The following is a 25,834-nucleotide window of genomic DNA, read 5'->3' on the forward strand; positions in this document are numbered from 1 at the left end:
CGCGACGCAGCCTTACGGACGTATCCACTTCGCAGAGAGGTCGTGACAATGACGTCCGTAGCAACCACACCGACGTCCGCGGTAACCACATCCGATGCGGACCCGCTGGTCGCCGAGGCGCAGGAATACGCGGGCAAGCTCCTGCTGCTCTCGGAGGGCTCGGTGCACAAGCACTTCGACCCGTTCGTCGACATCGATTGGGACAACCCCGATTTCGATCCCGACGCCGACCCGCAGCGCTGGATCCTGCCCGAATCCGCGGATCCGCTCGGCCGCCACCCCTGGTACCTCGCCCTGCCCGAGGAGCGCAAGATCGCCATCGGTAAGTACCGGCAGGCCAATATCGCCAAGGTCGGTTTGCAGTTCGAATCCATCCTGATCAGCGGCATGCAACAGCACGTCTTCGGCCTGCCGAACGGCTCACCCGAATTCCGCTACTGCTCCCACGAGATGATCGAGGAGCGCTACCACACCCTCATGTTCCAGGAGATGGTCAACCGCGTCGGCGTCGACGTCCCCGGAATGGGGCCGCTGGTACGCCAACTGCGCTACCTCGGCGTGCCGGTCGCGATCGCGTTCCCGAGCCTGTTCTTCATGGCCGTGCTGGCGGGTGAGGAGCCCATCGACCACATCCAGAAGGATGTGCTGCGCTCCGGCGAGGACGTGCACCCGATCATGCGGGGTGTGATGGCCATTCACATCGCGGAGGAGGCGCGCCACATCTCCTTCGCGCACGAGTTCCTCAAACATCATGTGCCGCAGCGGAAGCCGGTGAGCCGGGCAGCGCTGTCGATCGCCATGCCGATCGTCATGTGGATCCTGGGCCGTTCCATCGCGACGCCGCCCAAGGCGTTCTTCACCGAATTCGACATCCCCGACGAGGTGCGCAATGAGCTGTTCTACGGTTCGAAGGAGGCCCGCCAGGTCTTCAGCGACTACTTCATCGACGTCCGTGCGCTCGCCGCCGAGCTCGGGCTGATGAATCCGGTCGCCGAGCGCGTCTGGAAGCTGCTGCGCATCGACGGCCCGGCCAGCCGCTACCGGTCGGCCCCGAACCGCACCATCCAGCCCGAAATCATCTGACGGACAGCGTGTTTCACCACACCTCCGCGCGAGCGAGGGCCTCGGCCTCCATCGCGGCGATGAAGTCGGCGACGTCGGAACCGTAGATGCCCCAGCTGTTCACGCCCCCGAGCTCGACCAGCCTGAGTGCGCCGTCGGGCCCGACGCCGACATCGACGGTGACCATCGTGGGACCGTGGGCGAGCAGCCGCGCCGCCGCGGTCTCCGCGAAGTCGCGCACGCGATCGGGCACGGGTAGGTAGGGCTCGTTCGGATACGAGCTCCCGCAGACGAATCCGCCGTCGCGGCAGAAGCAGCGGTACTCGCGCTCGAACGTCACCACCTCGGACACGACAACGAGCTCGTCCCGGTACTGATCGTAAGTCTCGAGCCAGCTCCCCAGCTCCGAAATCGCATGGACCCCTGCGGGAAACAGCTTGAAGTTCGTATCGCTGCGCAGAAAAACCTGATCACCGCCGAACATTCGCCGCAGCGGCAGACCTGGCACCGCCGAGAACGGCACCAGCACGGCGATACGACCGAGGAGATCGTAGACATGCCGGTAATAGAACGAACACCGCAGCACCGAATATTCATCGAAGACCGCCTCACCGAGCCGCCCCGCCCGCCGCAACCGCCCCATCGTCGGCATAGTCCCATACCCCACAACCGCCCGCCCCTCTTCGACAACGGGCCAGCGCCCCAACATCGCATCGTGCGCATCGACAACCAAAGCATCCTCGAGCGCGCCCGCGACGACAGCGGACCCTGGGAATTCCTCATGAAGATCGATAAGCCACTGCGGTCGCATGCCGCGATGAAACCACAGAGCGGGACGGGACCACCGCGCGACCACTGAAAGGTGAGTGCGTTGATCCGGTTGGCCCTATTCGGCCCCCGACGGCTGCGGACCTCGGGGTAGGTCACGTTCGAAGATCACATTCATCGGAGAGAATCCGTGCGCCCGGAAGAAGTCGTGAGCAGCGGTATTGAACTGCCAGGCGTCGAGACGCAGCCCCGACGCCTTCAGCTCACGAGCCGCCGCAGCCGCCGCGTCGATCAGCCGGCCGCCGATGCCGTTGCGCCGTGCGCTCGGCGAGACGGCGAGGTGATGAATGTACAGAATCGACAACTCCTGCCTGAACGCATCCGCCTCCCGACGACGATGCTCGGCCAGCAGGTATCCGACCGCCTCCGGCCCGATCGAGGCGAGCAGAACATGCATCCCATCGACCATCTGGGATCTGAAGAACTCTCGCAGCGCACTGAGATCCACTGCCCGGAAGACATCGGGCCTGTCATCGACATGCAGTTGATGGAGTGCCATGCCCAGCCCAGCCAGCGCATCGACATCCCGCGGTCGCGCCGGCCGGATCTCGATTTCCCCCGTTACCCCCCCGCTCCGCCGATGTCCGGCCATGGAACAAGACAACCAGAAGCGCATGGCTCCCGCCCACACCTTTTCGCGGCATGTGCCGATCCCAAAACCCGCCGGCCCCTGACCACTCGTGCGATACCCCCGCCGCAGCCCCCCACAACCAACAGCCGTTCCTCATCGTCGAGTGGCACAATCCTGGGGCTTTCGTCCGATTTCATCACGAATTTTGTGCCACTCGGCGCTCGGTGGGTGGGGGAGTCCACCGGTTTCGGATCGATTCCGCCTGTTGGTGTTCGGCCGAGTTACGCTGGAGAGTTTGGTTAGTGGTTCCGGATGTTATAGGGGCTGGGGACATTCCAGGTTGTGCACGAGGACGCTGAGGCCGCGGGTGGATAGGCGGGCGTGGATGAGGGGTTCGGTTTGGTTCCAGGTTCCGCCTGCCAGTCCGCAACCGATTCGTGGCAGTCCCTATCGAGGCGTTTGATGGCGTTGCGAATTCGGCGAGTTTCTTCAGGGTCTGGTCGACGGCCTCATAGCGGATCGGCGGTTTGCCAGCGGTCGGTCGGATGCGGTGTTGGCCGATCATGTTGGCTACGTGGAGATTCGGTGCGACCTGGACGAACTGTGCCGCGCCCAGGCCGAAGTCGTTGGACTCGCGCTGCTGGTACCAGTCCCGGTAGGCGCGTTCGGGTTGCGGCCGTCGTGCTGAGAGGGCGAGGACGAAACCTTTGCCCATCTCGGTCAGGCTCATGGTGTCCTCCCGCGCCGAACGTAGACGCGGGCACCGACATCATCCGCTGCCCGATACAACCGGTACGCCACGCGGCTGGTGCGGATGTTGGTGCGTGCGGACTGTGGCAAGATCATCCGGCCTGATCGCGCGCTATTGCAGCGGATTCGGCCTACTTGCCCTGTGCGGCGGCGGAAAGTGTGCGATCAGGCCGGTATTCGGAACTCGGCTGTTGCGGATGCTTCTGTGCCGCAGCTTTTCTTGGCCGTTTCGGGTGCGCCGACTCAGCAGCGCCCGCAGCGGGATCGAAGCAACCCGCCGTGATCAGTTCGCCTGCACCGTGTGTTTCCTGATCGTGTCTTCGATTGGTTGGCCGGAGGTGGTGGGGTGGGAGGGGGCGGTGCCGTCGAAGATGGTGTCGAGGATGTCGGCGGCGTCGAGGGTGCTGCGGTAGGAGTGGGCGCGGGCGCTGAGGATGACGGAGTGCAGGATGATCGCGTAGATGCGGGACCGGGGGACGGTCGGGTGCCAGCCGTGTCGTTCGCGATCGCGCAGTGCGGATTCCACGGCTTCGAGGACGTCGACGATCACCTGGATTTCGATCTGATCGGGCTCATCGGAGGGCATGGCGGCCTCCGAGAAACAGTGTGCCGCAACCGAACATCGCGGTTCGCAACAGCGTGAACAAGGACTTGCGCGTCCTCGTTGCCGGTTTGGCCAGGCGCAATTGGATGGCCTGAAGTGCTTGTGCGGCGGTCAATTCGTCGGTCGCGGTCTCCCGCTTCTCGCGCTCTAGTCGGTCGATGATCGCCTGCACCGACCACTGGTTGCCGCTGGACATAGCGTCTGCCTCTCTGGCGTTGCCGTGGTCCCAGCACACCACCGGCACTCTGCTGGAACCAGCAAATCCGGACGTTCCTGACTGATTGGTCCAAACTGCCAGGGCGAGTTTCTCTTCGGCGTATCGTCTATTCCGCGATGGCGTGTGTTTCCGTTCCGATAATGCGGAGGGCGCCGACATGACCAGCGACGACGAACCATCGACCCTGCCTCGGCGGCAGTTGGGGCGGTTTCTGCGCGAGGCTCGGGACAACCGTGGACTTGCGATGGACAAGGCGGCGCAGCTGGCGGAATTGAGCAAGACCGGCCTGCATCGCATCGAGACCGGCGGGGTGAAGAAGCTGCGGCTGCGCGACATTCGAGCACTGTGTGAGATTTACGAAGTTACCCCGGCAGACACCGACCGCGCCGTGGAGCTGGCCAAGCAAGCCCAGACCGCGTCGTGGTACACCGCTTTCGCGGGTCTCTATGGCGACGCCACATTCAACATGTACGTCGGGTTGGCCGCCTCCGCGAGCCGATTGTCGGCCTACCATGAGATCATGCTCGGGCTGGTGCAGACTGCCGACTATGCTCGTGCGCTGATCAGCGGGTATTACGACGTCAGCAGTCACGATGAGATCGAACGCCGGGTCGAGCTGCGACTCGAGCGGCAGACGATCATCACGCGCAAGGCCGCTCCGGTGAAACTCGAACTGCTGCTTCACGAGTCGGCGCTGCACCGCGTGTTCGGAGGCCACCGTGTGATGGCGGCACAGTTGCGGCATCTGGCGGAAATCGGAAAGCTGCCCAATGTTTCGCTGCGCGTCCAGCCATTCAGCAGCGGTTGCAGCAGGGGTCTCCTGCACGGCCCATTCGTGATCCTCGAGTTCGGTGACGACGCCAAGGGACGCCCGATCGAGCCGCCGCTCGTGTATCTCGAGGGTGCCGGACGGCCGGACTTCTACATGGAGAACGCCGATGACGTGCGGCGCTACCATGAAATCGCTTCGGCCATCCGGAATACGGCCTTGACCGAGACACGGACGCGAGACCTGATACGGCAGGTAGCAAGGAGTTACGCGGCATGAAGATCGACTTGTCCGGGGCGCGGTGGTTCAAGAGCAGCCGCAGCAGCGGTCAGACCGACTGCGTCGAGGTGGCCTGGCTTGCGGGGGATTCGGTCGGCGTACGCGACTCCAAGAATCCGACCGGGCCCGCGCTGGTCTTCGCTCCCGGCGAGTGGGACGCGTTCGCCGCCGGAGTCGCCGCCGGTGTATTCGATAGGTTCCGGTAGGGGGCAAAGGCTTTCGGTTCGGAAATGCGAGTGTGGCCCGGAACCTGTTGGTTCCGGGCCACACTCGGGTTGCTGGTGGGGCGGGATGATTTCGTGCGATCAGCCCGGCTGCCAGCGGGTTACGGGGCCGGGTGGACGGTGCACCAGTGTTCGGCGATGTCGATTCGGCGGGCGAGCCAGACCTTTTCGTGGGACTGGACGTAGTCCAGGAAACGTTCCAGGGACTTGGCGCGGGCGGGCTTGCCGATGATGCGGCAGTGCAGGCCCACCGAGAGCATCTTGGGGGCACCGGCGGCGCCTTCGGCGTAGAGGACGTCGAAGGCGTCCTTGAGGTAGGAGAAGAACTCCTCGCCGTTGGCGAAGCCGGCGGGGGAGGAGAAGCGCATGTCGTTGGTTTCCAACGTGTACGGGAGGACCAGTTGGTTCTGGTCGCCGACCTTGACCCAGTAGGGGAGGTCGTCGCCGTAGGAGTCGGAGTCGTAGACGAAGCCGCCGTGTTCCACGACCAGGTCGCGGGTGTTGGGGGAGTCGCGGCCGGTGTACCAGCCCTTCGGTGCTTCGCCGAAGAGCTTGGTGATGATGCGGACGGCCTCTTCCATGTGGGCGCGCTCGGTCTCCTTGTCCACCAGTTGGTAGGTGAACCAGCGCAGGCCGTGGGAGCAGATGTCGTAGCCGAGGCGCTTGAACGCCGCTACGGCTTCGGGGTTGCGTTCCAGGGCCCGCGCCACGCCGAAGATGGTGAGCGGGATGTCGCGCTGCTCGAACAGTCGCAGCACTCGCCAGAGTCCGGCTCGGGAGCCGTACTCGTACATGGTTTCCACGCTCTGGTGGCGGTTCGGGAAGGCCGCGCCCGGAACGATGTCGGGGGTGAGGAACGCCTCGGAGCCCTCGTCGCCGTCGAGCGGGTTGTTCTCGCCGCCCTCTTCGTAATTGAGCACGAAGTTGACGGCGATGTTCGCATCACCGGGCCAGTGCGGGTGCGGCGGGTTGGGGCCGTAGCCGACCATGTCCCGCGGGTAGTTCAGGTCGAAATCGCTCATGCCTCCGCTGCGCTCCGGCACGAGCGATGGCTCGGCTGTGTCCATTTCTCGCTCGCTACGCTCGCTCATGCCAGTTCATTTTCCAGCTCGGCGCGCAGGCGCGCGCGAGACTCGTCGGTGAGGGTGCCGAACAACCGCAGCCGGGCCATGCCGCCGTCGGGGAAGGCGTCGAAGCGCACCCGCACGACCGCCTCGGCGGCGTCGATGAGGAAGCGGTGGCGGGTGTCGGGCTGCAGGCGGGTACGCGGCAGCAGCTCCACCTCGGAGCCGTCGGCGCGAATGCCGGTGAGCGAACCCGCACCGGGGCTGTTGAACAGGAAGTACGAGGTGTCGATCTCCGCGGCGGTGATGACGCCCTCGGCGGCCAGCTGCACCAGCACCCAGTCGTTGGTGGTCTTGTCGCGACCGCGCGCGGTCTCCCAGCCGTCGCCCATGCTGGCGGCGCGGCCCGGCATCAGGATGTTCTGCGGGTGCGAGAAGAAGATGTTGGAGCAGTCGGCGACCAGGCCGCCGTTCGCGATCGCGGCCAGGTCGAACGGGCCCGACTCCAGCCACGCGAGATCCGGCTTGGCGACGCCGTGCACGCGCAGCCGCGCGATGCCGCCGTCGGGGAACATGCGCAGCCGCACGTGGGTCCAGCGCTCGGCCGACTCCACTGCGAACGGGTTCTTCGAGTCGCCCGCGACCTCGGCGCGCTCGACGATGGTGGTCCAGCCCTCGGCGTCGACCAGCTCGTCGACCGACGGATGTCCTTCCACCGCAATGGCTTCCACTGTGATCTCGGGCGGGTAGTTGCCCTTGAACCAGGCGGTGTCCACGACCACGCCCTTGATCACACCGGGCACGCCGAGGCGGATGATGGCCGAATCGCAGTCGTCCCCGGCCGGGTGACCGCCATCGTCGCCGCGGCGGCGGCGGGTCTCCCAGCCGTCGTACACCTGGCCCTTGTGACCGAAGGTGGCGGGGGAATAGGTGGCCGCCTGCGGGCGGATGAGATTCTCGCGCTCGGCGAAGGACTCGTCATTGGCCCACAGCACCGCGCCACCCAGGGTGCGCACGGCCAGATCGGGAAGCAGTGTGAAGTCGTCGCTCATAGCGCCGGAATCTTCCTTTCTCGCAGTTGATTCAGTACGTCGACAGAGGCTTTGGGGGCGATGGCGGTGACATCGGCGGGATCGAAAGCGCCGCACTCCAATCCGCGCAGCACCACGGTGGCAAGCGCCTGCGCGGTGGCGGGCTCGTCCATGACCGCGCCGCCCTGGCGATCCAGGTAGCGGCCGATGCGCGGGGCGGCGATGCCCAGGCCCTCGCGGAAGAAGGCGAAGGTGGCCAGCCAGCGGGTCACCAGGTGGCCCGCGCCCATGTCCCAGCCCTGGTAGTAGCCGCGCTCGAGCGAACGGGTGACCAGGCGGAAGTGGCGCGACACCGCCGCGCGCACCTCCTCGTCGGTGCCGATGGGCAGCACCTGGGTGGACCCGTCGCACACCCACACGCCGGTGGTGGCGGCCGCGGCCTGCATGACGGCCTTGGCGTGGTCGGCGACCGGGTGCTCCAGCGACTGGAACTTCGGCGCGATACCCAGCGCGGCGCTGTAATCGTAAGTGCCGTAGTGCAATCCGGTGCAGCGCCCGTTGGAACGCTGGATCAGCTGCGACACCGGCGAGCTGCCGTCGGCGGCGATGATGGCCTGCGGGCTCTCGATCTGCAGCTCGAACTTCAGCGACCCGGACGGCAGGCCGTGCGCGGCTTCCAGGGCCTCGCACACCTGCACGGTGAGATCGGCCTGCTCGACGTGGCGAATCTTGGGCACGGTGAACACGAAGCCCTCGGGCACCCCGCCCGCGCCTTCGAGGACCTTCTCCAGCGTCCGGATGGCGCGCGCCCACTCCAGGGTGGTCAGGCCCTTGGTGCGGATGCCGCGCGAACGCACCTCGGCCGGAAGGGCTTTCAGCACCGCACCGGCATTGAGGGCCGCGGCGTCTTCGACGTCGTCGGGGCGGGTGCCGTAGCCGTCCTCGAAATCGAAGCGCAGATCCTGGATGGGCCGCTCGCGCAGGGTCTCGAAAACCCGTGCCACGGTGTCTTCCCTGGCCAGCGCGACCAGCAGATCGCGCTGGTTCTCGGCGAGTTCCAGGGCGGCCGAACCCCATTCACGCGGAGTGTCGACGGAGGCGTCCGCGCCGGATACATACGCGGTGTGGATCGGCTGGCCCGGACGGTCACCCGGGTAGAGCCGCGACAGCTCCGAATCCACAGCCTGCAAACGGGATTCGATCCCGCTCAATGTCTCCGGTGGCAGCGTCACGCCTGCGCCTCCTTTTCTTCGATGCCGAAATCGGCGAGCAATCCCACGTACTTCTTCGGTAGTGGGGCCGCGAATTCCCCGCGGCCGGACTTACGCAACTTCATGGTGACCAGCGACTGCACGGTCAGCGTGGCGGCGGCGACGCCGTCCACCACGGGTACCCCGACCTCGGCGGTCAGGAATTCACACAGGTCCGCCATCCCCGCGCAGCCGAGCACGACCGCGTCGGAGTCGTCGGCGGCCACCGCCTCGCGGCAGGCGTCGGCGATGACCTTGCGCGCCTTGGGATCCTCGAGCTCCAGCACCGGGATCTCACAGGCGTGCACGTTCGCGCAGAAACGTTCCATCCCATAGCGTTCCGCCAGCTCCCAGGCCCGGCCCGCGGTACGGGCGAGCGTGGTGACCACGCTGAACCTGCGGCCCAGGTGGCTGGCGTACTGCATACCGGCCTCGGCGATGCCGATGACCGGGCCGCGCGCCAGCTCCCGCGCCGCGTCCAATCCGGGATCGCCGAAGCAGGCGATGACATAGCCGTCCACGCCCTCGGCCTCGCCGCGCGCGATCTCGGCCAGCAGCCCGGGCACCGACAGCGCCTCGTCGTAGTGGCTCTCGATGGAGGCGGGACCCATCTGCGGGTTGACGGCCTCGATCACCGTGTCGGGGGCCGCGACCGAACGCGCGCTTTCCCCGATGAGAGCCGTCATCGCGGCGGTGGTGTTGGGATTGATGACCCGGATCCGCATGAGACCACGCTATCGAACAGGAATGGCTTTGCGGTTGCCTGAACCGTATATGTTCGAAAGCCCCTGGCTCAGGGGTTATATATCTTCTTCACCTGCGGGTTCGGCGAACAAACCGGTGTCGGTGGGCAGGTGTTCCAGAACACCGTTGAGCCGTGAGTGATGTAGCTCGGTGGCTGCCAGCAACGCTTCAGCATCCCTGGCGAGGAAGGCTTGCAACTGCTTGCTGTGATCGGCGTGCAGCACGACGCGGTCCATGGTCGTCACGTGCACCATGGGCTGCACGGGCTCGGTGATGTTCCAGGCGTATTCGAGCATGTGCACCACGCGCGGCATACCCGACGGGCGCACCAGCGCGAGGTGGAAGTTGCGGGTCTCGCGGTGATAGGCGACCGCGTTCTCGGTGAGCACCGCCTGCTCGAGCCGGGCGTGGATCTCGCGGGCCAGCTCATGATCGGCCTCGGTGGCGTGATGCACGGCCGCCGCCAGCGCCGCGGACTCCAGCCGCTCGCGCACGATGTAGAGCTAGCGCAACTCGTCGGCGGTGAGCATGGTCACCTGGTAGCCGAAGTTGGGGCGATGTTCGACCAGGCCCTCGCCGATCAGCGTCTGCAGCGACTCGCGCACCGGGATCGCACTCACCGTGAACGCGCGCGCGATCTCGCCCAGCGGCAGACCGGTGCCGGGCGGCAGATTTCCCTCCAGGATCATCCGGCGCAATTCACCGAGAATCTCCTGCTGGGAATAGCCGCGGCGGGCGTCCAAGGGCGGGTTGAGCTGGGGCAGACGAGGTAGGCGGGGGCGAGAAGGCACGGACCCAACCCTAACGCGTCGCCGATCGGGCCCGGACGCCGCGACCGGTCGGGGCCGATCGTGTCGATGCGTGTGGGTCAGCTCTCCCCGGCCTCGTAGCCGAGGGCCTTGAGCGAAAGCCGGTGCAGCGTTTCACGTTCCGCCGGGGTCAGGCGCGCGAGCAGGACATCGGTGGCCTCGAAGATCTTCGCGTCCGTTTCCTCCCGCAGTCGATTGCCCGCGGCTGTGATAGCCAAACGGTATTTCCGGCGATCCTCCGGATCGCGGGTGCGGGTGACCAGTCCGGCCTTCTCCAGGCTGTCGATGAGCCGGACCACCTCGCTGCGGTCGATCTCCATGGTGTTGGCCACCTCCTGCTGGGAGACCTCGGCGCGCTCGGCGAGATAGGTCAGCACCCAGTGCTCGCGCAGCGGCGTGTCGAGCTTGGTGTGCACGGCCTTGTGCAGCTTGCCCAGTGCGTAGGTGGGGTGTCGCAGCAGGCCGGCGGGGTGGAAGTCGGGTGCGGCGCTGGGTTCCTCGGTCACCCGCCGATTATATCTATTGTTGAGTAGATCAATCATTGATACTGTCTGCAATTGAGTTGCTCATCTACTGATGAAGGAGAGGTCCGATGACGCAGATGCGTTCGGACACAAAGGCATCCGGCAGCGGGGGAGTGGCCGTCGAGCCCGCGGCCCCCGCCGCTTCCGACAAGATCCCCGCGCATGTCTGGCGCACCGCCGGTGTGGTGGTGTTCGGCGCGGTCATGGGCATGCTCGACACCTCGCTGGTGAATATCGGGCTGCGCACGATCGGCGCGGATCTGGGCGCGTCGCTGGCCACCATCCAGTGGGTGGCGAGCGCGTATCTGCTGGCCCTCGGGGTTTCGCTGACCGTGTGCGGCTGGCTCGCCCGGCGGGTGGGCGTGACGCGGCTGTGGCTGGGGGCGCTGGTCGCGTTCACTCTCACCTCGGTGCTGTGCGCGTTCGCGCCAACCGCGGGATGGCTGATCGGGGCGCGCATTCTGCAGGGTCTCGCGGCCGGGCTGATGATTCCGGCCGGGCAGACCATCCTGGGTCAGGCGGCCGGGCCGCAGCGCATGGGCCGCGTCATGGGCGTGGTCGGAATCGCGGTGGTCGGTGCGCCCGCCATCGGGCCGACCATCGGCGGGCTCATGCTGGCGCACTGGAGCTGGGAGTGGTTGTTCCTGATCAACATTCCGTTCGGGCTGGCCGGGCTGGCGCTCGGGCCGCGGTATCTGCCGCGCAGCAGCGGAATGCCGACGCAGAAGCTGGACATCGTGGGCGTGGTGCTCGCGGGTGGCGGTGTCTCCGCGGTGGTCTACGGGCTGGGTGAGATCGCGGTGACCGGTTCGGCGACCTCCGCGTCGGTGTGGCTGCCGGTCGTGCTCGGGCTCGCCGGGCTCGCTGGATTCCTGACCCGCGCCCTGCGGACCGAGCAGTCGTTGCTCGACATCCGGCTGTTCGGCAATCGCGCCTTCCGGATCGCCAACACCGCCAGCTTCTTCGCCGGTGGCGCCATGTTCGGGGTAATGGTGTTGCTGCCCTTGTACTTCCAGGTCCTGCACGGCACCGGCCTCGTCTGCACCGACGTCGATCTGCTCGCCTACGGTCTGGGCGGAATCGTCATGCTGCCGCTGGGCGGACGGTTGACCGACCGATTCGGCGGCGGCCGGGTCGCGGTGATCGGCAACCTCGCCATCGCGGCGGCGGTGCTGCCGTTCGCCTTCCTGCCCGCCGATGCGAACGGCGTCCTCATCCAGTCCCTGCTGTTCGTCGCGGGGATGGCGACGGGTGTCGGTGCCATGCCGCTGGTTTCGTCCGCCTACGCGTCGGTCCGCCGCGAACAGCTGCCCGACGCGACCGCGTTCGTGAACATCCTGCAGCGCGTCGGCGGCGCGGTGGCGGTGGCCGTGGTGGCCGTGATCCTCTCCCGCGCAGCGTCATCCGGCTGGTCCCCGGTCTCGGGCTACCATCTCGCCTTCGGCGTGCTGGCGGCGCTGTCGGTGGTGGCCTCGGCCGCCTCGACCGTCCTCTACGGCCACCAGCGCCGCGCGTGAACGTGGCGAACACAACGGTCCGCCACGGGGGTGCGGCGCGACACTGAGAATGTGAACGATCCAGACCCCTTCGCCTCCCGCAGGATCCGCGTCGAGCGCTTCCTGCGGGATCGCGGCGCGGACACCATCGACCACCCCGGCGGCACCCTGCTCGCCCACCTGGGCCGCGTCGCCGACACCCTCGCCGCCTGGGGTCACGACGCCGACCTCCAACTCGCCGGTCTCGCCCACGCCGTCTACGGCACCGACGGTTTCGACCGGCATCTGGTCGAATCGCCGGACCGCTCAACGGTTGTCGATCTCGTGGGCGACCGCGCCGAAGCGCTGATCTACCTCTACGCCTGCTGCGACCGCTCCGCCCTCTACCCCCGCATCGACGCCACCACAGCGCGCTTCCGAGACCGATTCACCGCCCGCGAATTCGAACCCGCACCCACCGATTTCGCCGCCTTCCTGGAACTGACGGTGGCCAACGAACTCGATGTCATGGCTCAGAACGCCGACCTCGCAACACAACACGGCGCGGGCCTCTACGACCTCTTCGCTCGCGCCCGCCCGCACCTGACTCCCGCCGCGTGGTCCGCCTGCCATGCGCAGCTGGCCCGCTACCATCGCGGGCCATGACCACCACTCCGGCCACCGCCGCCGACACCGCCCATCTGCGTGCCGCCGTCGCAATCGCGGAACGCGCCCGCCGCAAGGGGAATCACCCGTTCGGCGCACTGCTCGTCGGAGCCGACGGCGCGATGCTGCTCGAGGCCGAGAACACCGTCACCACCGCACGCGACGCCACCGGGCATGCCGAAACCAACCTGGTGCGGCTGGCCACCGCCGCCTACGAAGCGGAATTCCTGCGCGGCTGCACGCTTTACACCAGCACCGAACCCTGTGCCATGTGCGCGGGGGCGATCTACTGGGGCAATATCGGACGCGTCGTGTACGCCCTGGGCGAGGATGAACTGCTTGCCATGACGGGAGCCAACCCGGACAACCCCACCATGTCTCTGCCGTGCCGGGTCGTCTTCGCCGCCGGGCAGCGAGTGCTCCCGGTGCTCGGCCCGGTCGAGCTTGCCGAGGCCCGTGCCGTGCACGAGGGGTTCTGGGACTAGCGGATCTCGGCGCTCACGCGGGCGTGGGGATGCGGCCGGTGGGGTCCAGGGTGTCGGAAAGTCGTTGCAGGGCTGCGGGAACCAGGCGGTAGTAGACCCAGGTGCCGCGGCGTTGCGAGGTGAGCAGGCCCGCTTCCCGGAGCACCTTCAGGTGGTGGGAGATGGTGGGCTGGGAGAGGTCGAAGACGGGGGTGAGTTCGCAGACGCAGACCTCCTCGCCGTCGGCCGCGGCGATCAGGGACAGCAGTCGCAGGCGGACCGGATCGCCGAGCGCCTTGAACGAGGCGGCCAGAGCGGTCGCGGCCTCGGGGGCCAGGCGCGCGGACAATGGGACGCAGCAGTCCGCCGCGGCGATCACCGGGAGTTCCTGTTTCGACACTCATCAATATTGACAGATATCGATGCATGGCGGCAAGCTTGATTCGACAGATATCGATACAACCCGGTCGGCCGGTGCGCGGCCCGGGTTTTCGGAAGGGAGTGACCCATGTCCGAGCAGGGCAACGAGCTGCGTGAGACCGTGCGCGAGCGGTATGCGGCCGCGGCCGTCGCGGTTGCCGGGGGTGGCACGGCCGAGGATTGCTGCGGGGGCGGCGACTGCTGTGCGACCGGGGCGATCGACATCGACGAGAACTTCGGGGCGAGCCTGTATCGGGCCGCCGAACGTGACCAGCTGCCGATCCAGGCCGTGGCCGCCTCGCTGGGCTGCGGGAATCCGACCGCCGTCGCGGAGCTGCGCGCCGGTGAGACCGTGCTCGATCTGGGGTCGGGCGGCGGCATCGATGTGCTGCTGTCCGCGCGCCGAGTCGGGGAGTCGGGCAAGGCATTCGGGGTCGACATGACCGACGAGATGCTCGAACTCGCGCGGGCCAACGCGGCCGAGGCCGGTGTCGTCAACGTCGAGTTCCTGCAGGGGGCGATCGAGGCGATTCCGCTGCCGGACAACAGCATCGACGTGGTGATCTCCAACTGTGTGATCAACCTGTCGACCGACAAGCCCGCCGTGTTCGCCGAAATGGCGCGGGTGCTGGTGCCCGGCGGTCGGATCGGGATCGCCGACGTGGTCGCCGATGATGACCTGACTCCGGCTCAGCGCGGTGAGCGCGGCGACTACGTCGGGTGTATCGCGGGTGCGCAGTCGTTCTCCGAATACCGGAATCAATTGGCGGAGGCGGGATTCGAGGCGATCGAGATCGAACCGACCCATGCGGTGGCCGACGGGATGCACTCGGCGATCATCAAGGCCGTCAAGCCCGCCTGCTGTGGAAGTGACTGCTGCTGAACGCTATCGGGGCGTCCGTAGGCTATCGGAGCGTCGAGGGCATGGTGGCCAGGCGCAGCCAGGTGTCGTGCAGCCAGCGCGCGTAGTCGGCCGAGCTCCAGCCCAGGGTTCGGACCATGAGGTTGTAGGTGTCGGCCTGTCCGAGGGGGCCGACGGTGGTGATGATCCAGTCGAGGTCGGCCTCTGGGTGCAGCAGGCCGTCGGCACGCATAGCGCGCCAGATGTCGGCGATGTGCTGCTGGGTGGCCATGCGGCCCGCGTGACCGGCCTCGGCGATGAGGGGTTCGCTGGGTTCGGCGGCGGCCGCGGCGGCGATGAGCGGGGCGGCGCGTTCCATGAGACCGGCCGCGCCGTGGGCGTAGGCGGTGATGCGTTCCTCGAGGGTGGGCGCGGTCGCGGCGAGGATGTGCCAATCGCGGTGGGCCAGATCGATTTCCTGGGTGTCGCCGACGATGGCCACGTCGATGGCGCGCTTGAGGAGTTCGGCCTTGGTGCCGAAGCGTAGATAGACGGTACGGGCGCCGACCTCGGCGACGTCGGCGACCGCGGCCAGCGAGGTGGCGGCGTAGCCGTCGGCAATGAACAGCCGCGCGGCCGCGTCGAGGATCCTCCGCTCGGTTTCGGCCTTGCGGGCATCCCATAGCGGAGATGTCTTCTTGACACCACGGCTCATTCGCTGCATCCTTACTGCATCACTACCGTGATACTGCACTATTGCATCTGTACTGCAGAGGATACCAGCAATGATCCCCATTCTGGCCGGGGTGCATCACCTCAAACTTCCCGTTTCGGATCTGCCGCGCTCGATCGACTGGTACCGCACGCGGCTCGGCTACACCGTCGGCGTCGAATTCACCGAGCAGGGCGTCCTGAGGGGTGGCGTCCTGCACCATCCCGTCGGCGGTCCCATGCTCGGCCTGCGGCTGTCCCCCGAAAGGGCCGCCGCCGCAGCCGGATTCGACTATTTCTCGATCGGCGTGCCCGATCGCCCGGCAATCGAGGCGCTCGCCCGGCACCTGGAATCCCTGGGTGAATCCCACGCCGGCGTCCACCAGGCCTCGCTCGGCTGGATCCTGCCCGAACTACACGACCCGGACGGGCACGAAATCCGCTTCTACACCGTCGAATCCCACACCGAACTCGGCGAGGACAAACTCACCATCGATAATCCCCGGGAAACAGCCGAGGCCCTCGAACGCGGCGGCGCTCGCTAGCGCCTTCCGAAAAGCCGTCGCCACCAAGGGGATTCGGTGGGCGGTGCCGAAACCGGCGCGATCGGCTCACGTGCCGCACGGGCGGCCGCACGCTCCGCGCGCCACGTCTCGACGACGTCCTCCACCTTCAGGGGTCCGATCGGAACGTAAGGCCCGGTGGGCATTCGCAGCCATTCCACGATGCGTTCGTTCAGCTCGGCAACGGCAGCCCGAACTTCCTTCTCCGACCCCATGCCCCGGACGGTTTCCGGCATCCGTTCGCGTTCCCGCCGCAGCACGATGGATTCCGGCAACAGCGCGTCCCCGCCGACCCTCTCACGTTTCAAATAGCATCGCAGCCACCAGTCTTCATCGGCCGCACCCGCCGGAATGGGCTGCCCCGCACCCTTCAGATTGTCGAACTCGCCCCGCTCCACCGCCTCGCGAACCTGCTTGTCGATCCACGATTCGAAGGAGATCCCGGGCGTCTTCCGCTCGGTCATGCCCCGATCCTACCGGCGATCGCCGACCGCACCGCCCGCCCGACCGCTCTGCCCTACCCTGGATGAATGGCCGAGCGGAAACCCGGGGGACGCGGTGGGGTGCCGGTAACGGTGCGCGTGGCGGGTGTATTGGTAGCCGCCGAAGGAGCTCTCGCGCTGGCAGCGGCGGTGCACACCGGCGCGCGACTGATGAGCGGGGCGCATCCGGTCGGCGCAGTCCTCACCGCGGCCCTGCTCATAGCCCTCGCGGCCGCCGTCCTCCTGTCCGGCATCGAACTCATCCGCGGCCGCTGGTGGCCCCGCACTGTCGCGACCATCACCCAAATCCTCCTACTCGGCCTCTCCGCCCTCTCCCTCACCACCCGCCACCTCGACAACGGCCTCCCCCTCGCGCTCCTCGCCACAACAGTCCTCACCCTCCTCTTCTCCCCACCCGCCAACCGCTGGATGGCCACCCCCTACGACCTCACCCCCACCCCCCACACCTGACGCAGCCTCGGCGAAACGAATCGACCAGCGCGAATTCGGATACGCTCGGCCGATGCCGACCCTGCTGATCGTCCATCACACGCCGTCGCCGTTCATGCAGGAGATGTTCGAGGCCGTGGTCTCCGGAGCGACCGACCCGGAAATCGAAGGCGTCGAAGTGATTCGGCGGGCGGCGCTCGGGGTGACGGTGAGCGATGTGCTGGCGGCGGATGGCTATGTGCTGGGGACTCCGGCGAATCTGGGGTACATGAGCGGGGCGCTCAAGCATGCGTTCGACACCATCTACTACCCGTGCCTGGACTCCACCCGGGGACGGCCGTACGGGCTCTACATCCACGGCAACGAGGGCACCGAGGGCGCGGAGAAGGGCGTCACCTCCATCACCACCGGGTTGGGCTGGGCGAAAGCCGCTGAGTACGTAGTGGTCTCGGGTAAACCGTCGAAGGGCGACATCGAAGCGTGCTGGGAACTCGGCGCCACAGTCGCCGCTCAGCTGATGGGGGATTGAGCCGCGAGCCGCATGTAGCGCCGATCAACGCGCTCGCTGACGAGATCCCGGAACTGCCGTGAGGCATACGCTCGCCACGAAATCGATTGGGAGGATGTTGTGCACTGGAACGTCTGCCTGTTGCGGTGCCTGACGGCATGATGCCGGTATGGCCTTCCCGTTGGATGGATTCGAGGGGTTTGTGCCTTTCGGTGCGTTGCCGACCCCGGCGGTTCCGGCGGGGGCCGGGGTTTACGTGGTGATACGGACTGCGGTGACAGCGCCGGTGTTCCGTGCGTGCAGCCCCGCCGGTTGGACCAAGGGGGATCCTTCGGTTTCGCTCGCGGAACTGCGAGCCGCGTGGGTGGCCGGGGAACCGGTGGTCTATATCGGGAAGGCGGACCCGGGGTGTCGGGCCGTCGCGGGTTGCGCAGGCGGCTGGATGAATATCGGCGGCACGGTGCCGGGCGGCGGGCCGGGCACTGGGGAGGCGGGTTGATCTGGCAGCTCGCCGACAGCGACGAGTTGCTGGTGGGCTGGCGCGAGGTTGTCGATGCTCGCGCGCTGGAGAAGGCGATGATCGCCGAGTTCGTGGCGATGCACGGCAAGCGGCCGTTTGCCAACCGCACCGGCTAGTGCTTCACGATCCGGGTGATCTGCGCCTTCCCCCGAATTCTGGTGGCTGACGCATCCGGTGGGTGGGCCGTCATACTCGATGGGTCGTTCCGGAGGAACGGGCGAACGTGGAGTGTGGGAAGAGGTGACGGCCGCCGTGGAGGCGCAACAGTCGGGGATACGCCGGATCGGGCTGGTCGAGGACCATGAGTCGGTGGCGATCGGGCTTTCGGCGATGTTGGCGCCGGAGGCCGATCTGGAATTGGTGACCACGGCGGGGACCGTGGGTGAATTGCTTTCGGCGGGGCCGCGGCTGGATCTGGTGGTGCTGGATCTGCGGCTCGCGGACGGGTCTTCGCCGGAAGACAATGTGCGGGCGCTGCGGGCGCGGGGGAGCGAGGTGCTGGTGTTCACCGGTGCGGACAATCCCTTCATGGTGCGGGCCGCCGCCCGGGCGGGTGTGCTCGGCGTGGTGCGCAAGTCCGAGGACACGCAGACCGTGGTCGCCGCCGTACGGCGCGCCGCGCACGGCGAGCAGGTGGTGACCACGGACTGGGCGGCCGCCATCGATGGTGATCCGCAGCTGTCGGATGTCGGGTTGAGCCCGCGTCAGCAGCAGGTGTTGCAGCTCTACGCCTCGGGGGAGAAGGCGTCGCGGGTCGCGCGCATGACCGGGCTGTCCGAGCAGACGGTGAACGACTATCTCGGCCGCATCCGGCAGAAGTACGCCGACGCCGGCCGCCCGGCCCCCACCAAGACCGACCTGTACAAGCGGGCCGTCGAGGACGGGTGGCTGCCTGTCCCCGAACGGAATCCGCGGACATGACCGCATCGGGCACCCTGGAAACCACGGCCGCACCCCGGCCGCTGCCCTCCCTCGCGGCGCTCGGCAACCGCCTGCGCCGCGGCCTGTCGGTGAAAGAGGATCCGGCCACCGCCGCCTACGACCGCATCATGCGCCGGCTGGGCATCTCGATCGGCATGGCGGGCGTCATCTTCGGCAGCTTCGAACTGCCGGAGGTGGCCGAACAGGGCCGGTACGCGCCCATGTGGTGGACGGTGGTGGCGCTGCTGCTGGCCTTCGGGTGGTATCCGGTGATCGGCGTGGTGGCGGCGGTGTCCGGGCCGCGCGCGATCCGCTTCGTATCCGGTTGCGCCGCGGTCAGTTTCCTGGCCGCGCTGGCCACCATCCCGTTCGGGCTGCACATGCACACCGTCGATGCCACCACGGTCTGGCCCTACCGCATGACACCGCTGGCCGTGACCGCGGCCGTGCTGGCCTGGCAGACCCGGCTGACCGTCACCTACCTGCTGGTCGCCGCCACCTCGGCCGCCGCCGCGACGCTGTACACGCTGCCCGCGTTCACCACCCAGCACGTGGCCGAGAATTTCCTGCGCGCGGTGGGCCTTTCGGCGTTGTTCGTCTGGTGCGGCACCGCCGCCACCGGGGCCGCCGCCCGCGTCGACCGCGAATCCGCCATCGCCAGCCGCCGCGCCGCCGCCCAGGCCGCCGCGCAGGCCCGCGACCGCGAACGCTCCCGCTTCGCCGCCCTCATCCACGACGCCGTGCTCTCCACCCTGCTGGAGGCCTCCCGCGCCGGTACCCAATCCGATGTGCTGCAACGCCAGGCCGAACGCACCCTGGAACAACTCGACGAATGCCGCGGCGCGGAAAGAGATCCCGACTTGCTCGACGCCCGCTCGGCCATCCTGTTCCTGCGTGCCGCGGTGCAGGAGATCAATCCCGGCGTCCGCTTCGCCACCCGCACCTGGCCCGGCTACGACGACCTGCGCATGCCCGTGCACTCGGCCAGCACCATTGCCGCCGCGCTCACCGAGGCGGTGCGAAACAGCCTGCGCCACGCCGCCGTTCCCGGCCGCGAGGTGCGCCGCACGGTGACCGCCACGGTCAGCGCGGGCAGCATCCGCATCGTATTCAGCGACGACGGCGCGGGTTTCGACCTGGCCGCGGTCTCCGCCGACCGGCTCGGCCTGTCCATGAGCATCCTGGGCCGCATGCGCCAGCTGGCCGGTGGCTCGGCCTTCGTGGAATCCCAGCTCGGCGAGGGCACCACCGTGACCCTGGTGTGGGGTGGCGATGGTTCCCGCTGACAGCAGCCCGCTCGACCTGGATCCCCGCTTCGGGCTGCGCGATCTGCTCGGCCTGCGCGGCAGCGCCGCCTGGCTGTTCCTGCTCATCCTGGAAGCCGTGATCGCGCTGTACATGATGCGCAATTTCGGTCAGTCCCCGGCGTGGGCGGCCGCGGCCAGCATGGTGCTCATGCTCAGCGCGGGCGCGCTGGTCACCGCGATCCCGGTGGACCCGCTGCCGATTCCGGTGGCCCTGTACGCGGCCGCCGCGCCGCCGGTCGCCACCGCGCTGACCGTCATCACCCCCGAGCACGATCTGGTGCACGACACGGTGTGGTCGGCCTTCGCCTCGTCCTACGTGCTCGCGGTCCTGGTGTTGCGCGGGCGGATTCGCACCGCGTGGGTGGGTGTCACCGCGGTCGCGGTGGTGCTGGTCGGGCTCGGACTGATCGGCGGGCATCTGCGCCCGGGCACCCTGGTCGGCTCGCTGGTCCCGGTCGGAACCGTCACCGCCATCTCGGTTTTCACCGCGGTCATGCGTCCCATGCAGCGCTCGCTGCGCATCCTGCGCGAGGACGCCATGATGCGCGCCGCCGCCGAGGCCACCATGGCCGCCGCCGACAGCGAACGCACCCGCCAGCTCGCCCGCCTGGACCGGGTGGCCCGGCCCATTCTGGAGCGCCTTGCCGACGGTGCGGAACTCACCGCGACCGAACGCGAGGAGTGCCGCCTGCTGGAGGCCGAACTCCGCGACGGCCTGCGCGCGCCGCAGCTGGTCACCGATGAACTCAGCGGCGCGGCGCGCGGCGCGCGGGCCCGCGGCGTGGAGGTGGTGCTGCTCGACGACGGCGGTTTCGCCGGTGTCCCGGAGTGGGTCCGCAAGCGGGTGATCGATGCCGCCACAAAGGAACTCGACGCCATCAACACGGGTTGCGTCACCGTGCGCGTGCTGCCGCTGGGCCGTCACGTGCTGGCCACGGTGCTGGCCACCGGCCCCGACTACGACCGCCGCACCGAGATCGACACCGACGGTCAGGGGACCGTCTCCGCCGACTGAACCGACCGGTCGCCCGCATTCTGGCTATTTGTCGGTTGCCCGATCGGTCGGATCCCAGCGACCCGGCCCGCCCCCGCGCATCTGATCGCGCAGCGCGGACTGGACCGTGGTGGACAACCACGAGTTCAGCGACTGACCGCTCTGCGCGGCCGCCTCCTCGGCCCGGTTCTTGAGCTGCTCGACCAGCCGCAGCGTCACCCGGCTGATGTCACCGGTGACCTCCTCGAAGGTCGGGTGATCCTCCTCGGCTGCGCTCTTGCGCACATCGACGTGGGCGTCGGTGCCGTCCACCGAGACGTGGACCGTGCGGTCGGGCAGGGTGGCGCTCACCTCGGCGGCCAGCTCGGACAGCGCGGCCAGCAGCACCAGGCGGGCGGAGTTCTCGGTGGCCGCGGCCAGCGCGGCGGCCGTGGCCTGCGTTTTCTCATCGCCGAGCGCGGCGGCGGCGATCAGGTTCTCGCGCAGCTGGGCGGTGTACTTATTGAGATCCATGACACCAGTGTGGCGTCATATCTGACGCCATTCAAGGAAACTTCTGACACCAGAATCGGGCGCTTGACGCGAATCGCCATCGGGCCGGGCACGGTTCGGGTATAACGGTGCAAATCCCGTTCCGGCAACGCTGTAGCCTTCTGACTATGACGAACGGTGAATCGACGCGAACCGAGCTGCGCGCGTCCGGCACAGTAGGTGTCGCGATGGTGACCCCCTTTACCGCCGAAGGCAAGCTCGACGTCGATGCCGGTGTCGCGCTGGCCGCCCGCCTGATCGACGGCGGCGTCGATCTGCTCGCCATCTCCGGCACCACCGGCGAGTCACCGACCACCACCGAGTCCGAGAAGTTCGACCTGCTGCGCGCCGTCGTGGACGCCGTCGGTGACCGTGCCACCGTCATCGCGGGCACCGGAACCTACGACACCGCGCACAGCATCGAGCTCTCCCGCAATGCCCAGCGCGCGGGCGCGCATGGTCTGCTGGTCGTCACCCCGTACTACTCGCGTCCCAACCAGGACGGCCTGTTCGCCCACTTCACCGCGATCGCCGACGCCACCGACCTGCCGGTCACCCTGTACGACATTCCGCCGCGGTCGGTGGTGCCCATTGCCACCGACACCATTCGCCGCCTCGCCGAGCACCCGCGCATCGTCGCGGTGAAGGACGCCAAGGGCGATCTGGGCGCGGGCGCGGAGCTCATCGCCGAGACCGGGCTGGCCTTCTACTCCGGCGACGATGTGCTGAACCTGCCGTGGCTCTCGGTCGGCGCGACCGGATTCATCAGTGTGATCGGCCATCTCGTGCCGGACCGCCTGCGCGCGCTGCATGAGGCCTTCAATGCCGGTGACCTGCAACGGGCCCGCGAGATCAATGTCAGCATGGCCCCGCTGAACCGGGCCATGGCCCGCCTCGGCGGTGTCGCCATGACCAAGGGTGCGCTGCGACTGCTGGGCATCGAGACCGGAGAACCACGTTTGCCTCAAATCATGCCGTCCCGAGATCAACTCGACGAGCTCGCGGTGGACCTGCGCGCGGCCGGAGTGCTTGCATGAGCGGCCCAGTCGCGCGTCGGCCGCGCCGCACCGCCAGCCGCGCCGCCGGTGCCCCCGCCCCGGCCCCCGAGACCCCGGTGCAGCCCGCTGCCCAGCCGGAATCCGCTGCTCCGGCTGCCCAGTCCGCCGCCCAGCCGGAATCGGTGAGCGCTGCCCGTTCCGAATCCGTTGCGGCCGAACCGGTTCGGGAACGCAACGGCCGCGGCCGCACCGCCGCCGACCGGGGCAAGGCGCAGTCCAGACCGGCCGAGGAGGCCCCGCGCTCCCGCCAGGACGATTCCCGCTCGCGCGGTGACGATTCCCGCTCGCGCGGCGGTGACCGCAACCGTCGCGGCGGCGGCCGTCCCCGCCAGGGCGGCCGCGATCGCGACGCGGCCCCGGCCCCGCGCGATCCGCACGCCATGGGAACCCCGCCCAAGGCCCCCAAGGGCGGCCTGCGGGTGTTCGCGCTCGGCGGCATCGGCGAAATCGGCCGCAACATGACCGTTTTCGAGTACGACGGCAAGCTGCTCATCGTCGACTGCGGCGTGCTGTTCCCCGAGGACCAGCAGCCCGGCGTCGACCTGATCCTGCCCGACTTCGGTCCCATCGAGGACCGCATGGACGACATCGCCGCGGTCATCCTCACCCACGGCCACGAGGATCATATCGGCGCGGTGCCGTTCCTGCTGCGCCTGCGCCGCGACATCCCGGTCATCGGCGCGAAGTTCACCCTCGCCCTGGTGGCGGCCAAGTGCCGCGAACATCGCCTGCAGCCCAACCTGATCGAGGTCACCGAGGGCCAGCACACCATGCACGGCCCGTTCGGCTGCGAGTACTTCGCGGTCAACCACTCGATTCCGGACGCCATCGCGGTCGCGATCCGCACGCCCGCGGGCATCGCGCTGCACACCGGCGACATCAAGCTGGATCAGCTGCCGCTCGACGGCCGCCTCACCGACCTGGCCGGGTTCTCCCGCCTGGGCGACGAGGGTGTGGACCTGTTCCTGGTGGACTCCACCAATGCCGAGGTGCCGGGCTTCGTCACGCCCGAGCGCGAGATCGGGCCGGTGCTCGACAATGTGATCGGCAAGGCCAAGGGCCGGGTCATCGTGGCCTCCTTCGCTTCTCACGTGCACCGCATCCAGCAGGTGGTGGACGTGGCGCAGCGCTACGACCGCCGGGTGTGCTTCGTGGGCCGGTCGATGGTCCGCAATATGCAGATCGCCCAGGACCTCGGCTACCTGGACATCCCGGACAATCTGGTGGTGGATCTGGATCAGGCCGCGAACCTGCCGGTGCACAAGCTGGTGCTGATCTCCACCGGTTCGCAGGGTGAGCCGCTCTCGGCGCTCTCGCGCATGGCGCGCGGCGATCACCGGCAGATCAATATCCGCCCGGACGATCTGGTCGTGCTGGCCTCCTCGCTCATCCCCGGCAATGAGAACGCGGTCTTCGCGGTCGTCAACGGCCTGGCCCGCCTCGGCGCGACGGTCGTCACCCAGCAGAACGCGAAAGTCCATGTCTCGGGCCACGCTTCGGCGGGCGAGCTGCTCTACCTCTACAACGCGGTCCGGCCCACCAACGCCATGCCCGTGCACGGCGAATGGCGGCACCTGCGCGCCAATGGCGCGCTCGCGGCGGCCACCGGCGTGCCGGAGGAGCGGGTCATCCTGGCCGAGAACGGCGTCGTGGTCGACCTGGTGGACGGCATCGCCACCATCACCGGCCGCGTCCCGGTGGGTCAGGTGTACGTGGACGGCCTCTCGGTCGGCGACGTCGGCGAATCCACCCTCTCGGACCGCCTGGTCCTGGGCGAGGGCGGCTTCATCTCCATCAATGTCGCCATCGACTCCGCCACCGGCAAGGCCGTCAGCACCCCCGAGGTCACCGGCCGCGGCTTCTCCGACGACCCCGAAGCCCTCACCGGCGCACAGGAACTCGTCGAGAGCGAACTGCACCGCCTGGCCGTGGAGGGCGTCACCGACACCCACCGCATCGCCCAGTCGGTGCGCCGCGTGGTCGGCCGCTGGGTCGCGGAGGTCTACCGCCGCCGCCCGATGATCGTCCCCACGGTCATCGGCGTCTAGCCCGTCAAAGGCTCAGCAGCACAAAACAATCGCCCCGGCAGCCTATGCTGCCGGGGCGATTGTTGTTGATCCTCGCCTGGGGCGTCCCGCGCTTGGGGCGGCACCCCGCCTGGGGCGGGAACTACAAGAGTTTCTACTTGTCCTGGCAGGCGGCGGAGTCGAGTTTGGCGGCCTTGACGATCGAGCACGCGTAGTTGTGGTCGATCTTCCAGTCGGTGCCGTCGGCCACGAAGGAGACGGTGGCGTTCTGGACCGGCTTGCCGTCGATGGTGACGTCGGCGTCGGCCTTGAGCTTGCCGCCGGACGGGTCGCCCACGCTGGTGATCTTGATCTTGACGTTGTTGGCCTTGGCGGCGTCGACCAGCTTCTGGGCCAGTTGCGGGTCCAGCGCGGCGTCCTCGATCCAATCGGTCTTGGTCTTGGCGTCGATGGACGGGTCGAAGGCCTTGGCGACCTTGTCGTTCAGGTCGGCGACCGACGGCTTGGCCAGGTCCGCCACGGTGGTGGGGGCCGGGGCCGCGCCGGTCTGCTTGCCGTCGCCCTCGACGCCGCCGTCGAACTTGCCCGCGGGGGCGGCCGCGCTGGTGGTGGTGGCGGTCTTGGCGGTGTCGTCGGACTTGCTGCAGGCCACCAGACCCAGGGCCGAGGTGGCCAGCATCAGCGCGGCGGTCGCGCGAAAGATGGTGTGCTTCAACGAAATTCTCCCCGTTATTTGTTTACAGCTGGTAGCCGGTGGTGCAGTTCCAGTGAATGATGGTGGCGTCGGCGGCATTGTCGGCCAGCGCCTGGTTCTTGGCGGTGACCCGCGAGGAGGCCGCACCGAAGGTGTAGTAGCCCTGGCGTGCCGAATAGGCCACCGCGCCACAGCCGTTGGCGAAGCGCGCCACGATCTTGCAGTCGTTGTAGGTGCAGGAGCTGATGGCCGCATTGCGTGCCGAGGCGGCGTCGGAGTAGTCGTAGGAGTAGCCGATCCGACCGGTGGACAGCGACAGCGCGATGGCGCCGTAGTTGTAGTCCTGGTAGGCGTTGGCCGGAGCCGCGGTTCCGGCCAGCAGGGAACCGGCGGCCGCGACCATCACGGCCGCGCCGCTGACGATCTTCTTCAAGGTGTGTTGCCCTTCTTGTGCTTTCGAGTCCACGACCCGATGG

At 68.0% G+C, this 25,834-nt stretch carries 31 protein-coding genes and 1 pseudogene; 16 read left to right on the forward strand and 16 right to left on the reverse strand.

Annotation, left to right across the window (positions count from 1 at the left end):
- The first annotated feature begins 48 nt into the window (after positions 1–48).
- On the forward strand, positions 49–1,083 hold the full coding sequence (locus NS2_RS07705; RefSeq protein ID WP_045436717.1) for an AurF N-oxygenase family protein: 1,035 nt from the start codon (positions 49–51) through the stop codon (positions 1,081–1,083).
- A 13-nt stretch (positions 1,084–1,096) separates the two neighbouring features.
- Here the strand turns inward: NS2_RS07705 and NS2_RS07710 are convergent, their stop codons facing one another.
- From NS2_RS07710 to NS2_RS07730, 4 genes are all read right to left on the reverse strand, one after another.
- The gene (locus tag NS2_RS07710) at positions 1,097–1,873 is read right to left on the reverse strand and encodes an ATP-grasp domain-containing protein (RefSeq protein ID WP_081985742.1); all 777 of its coding nucleotides are present in this window, start codon (positions 1,871–1,873) and stop codon (positions 1,097–1,099) included.
- A gap of 75 nt (positions 1,874–1,948) precedes the next feature.
- On the reverse strand, positions 1,949–2,506 hold the full coding sequence (locus tag NS2_RS07715) for a GNAT family N-acetyltransferase (RefSeq protein WP_081985741.1): 558 nt from the start codon (positions 2,504–2,506) through the stop codon (positions 1,949–1,951).
- A gap of 988 nt (positions 2,507–3,494) precedes the next feature.
- Positions 3,495–3,797: a hypothetical protein gene (locus tag NS2_RS07725; protein ID WP_033086607.1), complete on the reverse strand. Its 303-nt coding sequence runs from the start codon at positions 3,795–3,797 to the stop codon at positions 3,495–3,497.
- Positions 3,784–4,011, reverse strand: coding sequence for a hypothetical protein (locus NS2_RS07730; protein WP_143161260.1), 228 nt, complete (start codon positions 4,009–4,011; stop codon positions 3,784–3,786). Before NS2_RS07730 ends, NS2_RS07725 begins: the two co-directional genes overlap by 14 nt.
- Positions 4,012–4,189: 178 nt before the next feature.
- Here NS2_RS07730 and NS2_RS07735 point away from each other — a divergent pair, with 178 nt between their 5' ends.
- Positions 4,190–5,080, forward strand: a complete 891-nt coding sequence (locus NS2_RS07735) for a helix-turn-helix domain-containing protein (RefSeq protein ID WP_033086648.1) — start codon at positions 4,190–4,192, stop codon at positions 5,078–5,080.
- Positions 5,077–5,286, forward strand: a complete 210-nt coding sequence (locus NS2_RS07740) for a DUF397 domain-containing protein (protein WP_033086605.1) — start codon at positions 5,077–5,079, stop codon at positions 5,284–5,286. Before NS2_RS07735 ends, NS2_RS07740 begins: the two co-directional genes overlap by 4 nt.
- Before the next feature lie 119 nt (positions 5,287–5,405).
- Here NS2_RS07740 and puuE read toward each other — a convergent pair whose 3' ends face one another.
- From puuE to NS2_RS07770, 6 genes and pseudogenes are all read right to left on the reverse strand, one after another.
- Complete coding sequence (puuE, locus tag NS2_RS07745; RefSeq protein ID WP_096490648.1) at positions 5,406–6,326, reverse strand: allantoinase PuuE; 921 nt, start codon at positions 6,324–6,326, stop codon at positions 5,406–5,408.
- Positions 6,327–6,391: 65 nt separating this feature from the next.
- Positions 6,392–7,420 (reverse strand): allantoicase, encoded by a 1,029-nt coding sequence (alc, locus tag NS2_RS07750; RefSeq protein WP_033086604.1) that lies wholly within the window; start codon positions 7,418–7,420, stop codon positions 6,392–6,394.
- On the reverse strand, positions 7,417–8,631 hold the full coding sequence (locus NS2_RS07755) for a DUF6986 family protein (protein WP_033086603.1): 1,215 nt from the start codon (positions 8,629–8,631) through the stop codon (positions 7,417–7,419). The genes alc and NS2_RS07755 overlap by 4 nt, the downstream gene beginning before the upstream one ends.
- Positions 8,628–9,374, reverse strand: a complete 747-nt coding sequence (locus NS2_RS07760; RefSeq protein ID WP_033086602.1) for an aspartate/glutamate racemase family protein — start codon at positions 9,372–9,374, stop codon at positions 8,628–8,630. The genes NS2_RS07755 and NS2_RS07760 overlap by 4 nt, the downstream gene beginning before the upstream one ends.
- A gap of 75 nt (positions 9,375–9,449) precedes the next feature.
- Positions 9,450–10,184: pseudogene (locus tag NS2_RS07765) on the reverse strand (GntR family transcriptional regulator).
- Positions 10,185–10,261: 77 nt separating this feature from the next.
- Positions 10,262–10,708, reverse strand: coding sequence for a MarR family winged helix-turn-helix transcriptional regulator (locus tag NS2_RS07770; protein ID WP_033086601.1), 447 nt, complete (start codon positions 10,706–10,708; stop codon positions 10,262–10,264).
- A gap of 86 nt (positions 10,709–10,794) precedes the next feature.
- Here NS2_RS07770 and NS2_RS07775 point away from each other — a divergent pair, with 86 nt between their 5' ends.
- The 3 genes from NS2_RS07775 to NS2_RS07785 are packed head-to-tail and all read left to right on the forward strand — an operon-like array spanning position 10,795 to position 13,352.
- Positions 10,795–12,243: a DHA2 family efflux MFS transporter permease subunit gene (locus NS2_RS07775; protein WP_081985740.1), complete on the forward strand. Its 1,449-nt coding sequence runs from the start codon at positions 10,795–10,797 to the stop codon at positions 12,241–12,243.
- Positions 12,244–12,294: 51 nt separating this feature from the next.
- Positions 12,295–12,867 carry a DUF6817 domain-containing protein gene (locus NS2_RS07780; RefSeq protein ID WP_045436748.1) on the forward strand — a complete coding sequence of 191 codons (573 nt, stop codon included), beginning with the start codon at positions 12,295–12,297 and terminating at the stop codon, positions 12,865–12,867.
- A complete protein-coding gene (locus tag NS2_RS07785; protein ID WP_045436714.1) occupies positions 12,864–13,352 on the forward strand; it encodes a nucleoside deaminase in 489 nt (162 codons plus the stop codon). The genes NS2_RS07780 and NS2_RS07785 overlap by 4 nt, the downstream gene beginning before the upstream one ends.
- A gap of 13 nt (positions 13,353–13,365) precedes the next feature.
- On the opposite strand, the gene NS2_RS07790 is transcribed toward NS2_RS07785, so the two are convergent.
- Positions 13,366–13,731, reverse strand: coding sequence for an ArsR/SmtB family transcription factor (locus NS2_RS07790; protein ID WP_045436713.1), 366 nt, complete (start codon positions 13,729–13,731; stop codon positions 13,366–13,368).
- A 108-nt stretch (positions 13,732–13,839) separates the two neighbouring features.
- Here NS2_RS07790 and arsM point away from each other — a divergent pair, with 108 nt between their 5' ends.
- Positions 13,840–14,634, forward strand: coding sequence for an arsenite methyltransferase (arsM, locus tag NS2_RS07795; protein ID WP_033086600.1), 795 nt, complete (start codon positions 13,840–13,842; stop codon positions 14,632–14,634).
- A gap of 22 nt (positions 14,635–14,656) precedes the next feature.
- Here arsM and NS2_RS07800 read toward each other — a convergent pair whose 3' ends face one another.
- Positions 14,657–15,307, reverse strand: coding sequence for a TetR/AcrR family transcriptional regulator (locus NS2_RS07800; protein ID WP_045436712.1), 651 nt, complete (start codon positions 15,305–15,307; stop codon positions 14,657–14,659).
- A 70-nt stretch (positions 15,308–15,377) separates the two neighbouring features.
- Between NS2_RS07800 and NS2_RS07805 the strand changes: the two genes are divergently transcribed.
- Positions 15,378–15,848 carry a VOC family protein gene (locus NS2_RS07805; protein ID WP_052086142.1) on the forward strand — a complete coding sequence of 157 codons (471 nt, stop codon included), beginning with the start codon at positions 15,378–15,380 and terminating at the stop codon, positions 15,846–15,848.
- Here the strand turns inward: NS2_RS07805 and NS2_RS07810 are convergent.
- Complete coding sequence (locus NS2_RS07810) at positions 15,845–16,330, reverse strand: DnaJ family domain-containing protein (protein ID WP_033086599.1); 486 nt, start codon at positions 16,328–16,330, stop codon at positions 15,845–15,847. The two genes, NS2_RS07805 and NS2_RS07810, sit on opposite strands and share 4 nt — an antisense overlap.
- Before the next feature lie 66 nt (positions 16,331–16,396).
- Here NS2_RS07810 and NS2_RS07815 point away from each other — a divergent pair, with 66 nt between their 5' ends.
- The 6 genes from NS2_RS07815 (at position 16,397) to NS2_RS07840 (ending at position 21,069) form a co-directional block, all read left to right on the forward strand.
- Positions 16,397–16,819, forward strand: a complete 423-nt coding sequence (locus NS2_RS07815) for a hypothetical protein (RefSeq protein WP_033086598.1) — start codon at positions 16,397–16,399, stop codon at positions 16,817–16,819.
- Positions 16,820–16,871: 52 nt separating this feature from the next.
- Entirely contained in the window at positions 16,872–17,327 is a 456-nt protein-coding gene (locus tag NS2_RS07820) for a flavodoxin family protein (RefSeq protein ID WP_033086597.1), read from the forward strand.
- A gap of 474 nt (positions 17,328–17,801) precedes the next feature.
- Entirely contained in the window at positions 17,802–17,942 is a 141-nt protein-coding gene (locus NS2_RS37240; protein ID WP_228102880.1) for a hypothetical protein, read from the forward strand.
- 124 nt (positions 17,943–18,066) lie between these two features.
- Positions 18,067–18,747, forward strand: coding sequence for a response regulator transcription factor (locus NS2_RS07830; protein ID WP_228102879.1), 681 nt, complete (start codon positions 18,067–18,069; stop codon positions 18,745–18,747).
- A complete protein-coding gene (locus NS2_RS35885) occupies positions 18,744–20,033 on the forward strand; it encodes a sensor histidine kinase (protein WP_033086596.1) in 1,290 nt (429 codons plus the stop codon). Before NS2_RS07830 ends, NS2_RS35885 begins: the two co-directional genes overlap by 4 nt.
- Positions 20,020–21,069 carry a DUF8320 family protein gene (locus tag NS2_RS07840; protein ID WP_033086639.1) on the forward strand — a complete coding sequence of 350 codons (1,050 nt, stop codon included), beginning with the start codon at positions 20,020–20,022 and terminating at the stop codon, positions 21,067–21,069. The genes NS2_RS35885 and NS2_RS07840 overlap by 14 nt, the downstream gene beginning before the upstream one ends.
- A 24-nt stretch (positions 21,070–21,093) precedes the next feature.
- On the opposite strand, the gene NS2_RS07845 is transcribed toward NS2_RS07840, so the two are convergent.
- Positions 21,094–21,561, reverse strand: a complete 468-nt coding sequence (locus NS2_RS07845) for a hypothetical protein (protein ID WP_033086595.1) — start codon at positions 21,559–21,561, stop codon at positions 21,094–21,096.
- Between the two features lie 146 nt (positions 21,562–21,707).
- On the opposite strand from NS2_RS07845, the gene dapA reads away from it, so the two are divergent.
- Together dapA and NS2_RS07855 are read left to right on the forward strand one after the other, a co-directional pair.
- Positions 21,708–22,616, forward strand: a complete 909-nt coding sequence (dapA, locus tag NS2_RS07850; protein ID WP_033086594.1) for a 4-hydroxy-tetrahydrodipicolinate synthase — start codon at positions 21,708–21,710, stop codon at positions 22,614–22,616.
- Complete coding sequence (locus tag NS2_RS07855; RefSeq protein WP_036548937.1) at positions 22,613–24,685, forward strand: ribonuclease J; 2,073 nt, start codon at positions 22,613–22,615, stop codon at positions 24,683–24,685. Before dapA ends, NS2_RS07855 begins: the two co-directional genes overlap by 4 nt.
- A gap of 133 nt (positions 24,686–24,818) precedes the next feature.
- On the opposite strand, the gene NS2_RS07860 is transcribed toward NS2_RS07855, so the two are convergent.
- On the reverse strand, positions 24,819–25,379 hold the full coding sequence (locus tag NS2_RS07860; protein ID WP_033086592.1) for a WKL family lipoprotein: 561 nt from the start codon (positions 25,377–25,379) through the stop codon (positions 24,819–24,821).
- 22 nt (positions 25,380–25,401) lie between these two features.
- Positions 25,402–25,791, reverse strand: coding sequence for a DUF4189 domain-containing protein (locus NS2_RS07865; protein ID WP_052086139.1), 390 nt, complete (start codon positions 25,789–25,791; stop codon positions 25,402–25,404).
- Positions 25,792–25,834 lie beyond the last annotated feature (43 nt).

Source organism: Nocardia seriolae NBRC 15557, from assembly GCF_007990715.1.
Classification (GTDB): Bacteria; Actinomycetota; Actinomycetes; order Mycobacteriales; family Mycobacteriaceae; genus Nocardia; species Nocardia seriolae.